The sequence below is a fragment of the Marinospirillum sp. genome (assembly GCF_014859565.1).
The window spans coordinates 1-1,912 of record NZ_JACUUA010000403.1 but is presented as its reverse complement, the minus strand read 5'-3'; the positions used below and the strand labels follow the sequence as shown (position 1 = coordinate 1,912).

At 52.7% G+C, this 1,912-nt stretch carries 2 protein-coding genes and 1 pseudogene; 2 read left to right on the top strand and 1 reads right to left on the bottom strand.

Translation table 11 applies throughout. The features are described from left to right. Window positions 1-308, bottom strand: a pseudogene (locus IBX50_RS20240) (hypothetical protein); the annotation flags it as partial. 174 nt (window positions 309-482) lie between these two features. On the opposite strand from IBX50_RS20240, the gene dapB reads away from it, so the two are divergent. Together dapB and IBX50_RS20230 are read left to right on the top strand one after the other, a co-directional pair. Continuing rightward, window positions 483-1,280: a 4-hydroxy-tetrahydrodipicolinate reductase gene (gene dapB, locus IBX50_RS20235; RefSeq protein ID WP_292258193.1), complete on the top strand. Its 798-nt coding sequence runs from the start codon at window positions 483-485 to the stop codon at window positions 1,278-1,280. 13 nt (window positions 1,281-1,293) lie between these two features. After that, window positions 1,294-1,875, top strand: coding sequence for a hypothetical protein (locus IBX50_RS20230; RefSeq protein ID WP_292258192.1), 582 nt, complete (start codon window positions 1,294-1,296; stop codon window positions 1,873-1,875). Window positions 1,876-1,912: the final 37 nt, after the last annotated feature.

The following is a 1,912-nucleotide window of genomic DNA, read 5'->3' as shown; positions in this document are numbered from 1 at the left end:
ATCCGTTCATTGGGTGATCCATCCGGCAGGTGGAGCGGAATCAGCGGGAAGTTGTCACCAACAGGTGCGCCACTACCACCAAGGTGAATATTCAGCTTGTCATTTTGCACCATTACGAAACGCAGGGACTGACTGTCAGGCTCCACCATATACAGTGTGCCTGCATCCGCCTGGGTCAATTCGCGCGCACTGACAAGAATCAATTCCAGCAGCTGACTCTGGTCACGCTGGGCAGACAGTGCAATACCTATGGCGTTAAGGCGGCGGATACGCTCATAACTTGGATTGGAGCTGGCATCGGAGGACATGCAGTAACCTCTGCGGGAAAAAAACTATAAAGAAAGCCATCTTAGCAAAACCACTGTTAATAAATGTGATCTGGTTCACACTTGCCAATTAGCCAAGTCCTTGTTAACTCAGTGGCTGCCGGTTCCAGTATAATGGCAGATATTATTTCTTTGTAAAATTCTGTGAGGATCGAAATGATCAAGGTTGCAATCATGGGTGCCGGTGGGCGCATGGGGCGCACGCTGATTCAAGCGGTGCAGGATAATCCGGATGTGCAGCTGGCTGCCGGTATTGTAGAGCCGGACTCCAGTCTGGTCGGTGTGGATCTGGGAGAGCTGGCAGGTCTGGGTAAGCTGGGCATCAAGACCAGTGGTTCGCTGGAGGCGGCGGATTTTGATCTGTTGATCGACTTCACCACCCCTGCCGTCACCCTCAAGAGTGCTGCTTTCTGCAGTGCTCATGGCAAGGCGCTGGTGGTCGGTACAACCGGTTTGAATGACAGTGAAAAGATTGAGCTGGCTCGCGCTGCTGAAAAAATTCCGCTGGTGTTTGCCCCCAACATGAGTGTGGGTGTGAATGTCTGTTTCCGACTGTTGGAACTTGCAGCAGCGGCACTGGGTGATGACTATGATGTGGAAATAGTGGAAGCACACCACCGCCACAAGGTGGATGCTCCTTCCGGGACGGCGCTGGGCATGGGTGAAGCAGTGGCGCGCGCATTGGGTCGTAACCTGAAAGAAGTGGCCGTTTATGGACGTGAAGGTCAGACCGGTGCCCGTAAGCGTGAAACCATCGGTTTTGCCACCATGCGGGTGGGTGATGTGGTAGGTGATCACACAGTGGTGTTTGGTACGGAAGGGGAGCGAGTGGAAATTACCCATAAGGCATCCAGCCGTATGACTTTTGCCAAGGGTGCAGTGCGTGCTGCGGGCTGGCTGCAAGGGCGATCTGCAGGTCTGTATGACATGCAGGATGTGCTGGATCTGAAATAACCCGGAATGCGCCATGACCTCGGATCTCAACTTCAGTCAGGACGGTCGCCCGAGAAGTGATTCGGAGCGGGAAAAACTGCGTCTGGAGCATGAGGCGGCTCGTTTATTCATGCGGTTGTATGAAGAGTGTTTTGATGTGCAAATCCGGCATATCTGGCACAACGAACCTATTAAGCCGGACGTGTCCTGTTATCTAGGGCGGGATCGCCTGGATCTGGAGATAGCTCATCTATATGGCAGTGAAGCCGAGGCCATGTTGCTGCTGGGTCGTGATCTGGGGGATAAAACCTGGCACTATCTGCATGAGTTGAACTCGACCAAATCGGATGAACGTTTGCTGACCGCGTTGAACCGTATTCTGGGTAACAAGGCGCAGAAAAACTACCATTCACAGAAAGTCTGGCTGGTGATTCGTAATATGAACCCCTTGTGGACCCGGCAAGATTTTCTGCAGCGACTGGAGCTGATCCACCTGCCAGATAGGCATCCTTTTGAAGCGGTCTGGGTTGTAGCCGATTTTCAGGGTATCAGTGGCCTGGTCAGGATTTTTCCACCGCGATTGGTGGACGTTTCTGGTGCATCTAAGGTAGAATAACGAAAATAAGCGCCCAAATGCAGGGCAGTAACGCTTA

Coding starts and splice junctions, on each gene's coding strand:
- dapB (WP_292258193.1), top strand. CDS start 483: ATGATCAAGGTTGCAATCATGGGTGCCGGTGGGCGCATGGGGCGCACG.
- IBX50_RS20230 (WP_292258192.1), top strand. CDS start 1,294: ATGACCTCGGATCTCAACTTCAGTCAGGACGGTCGCCCGAGAAGTGAT.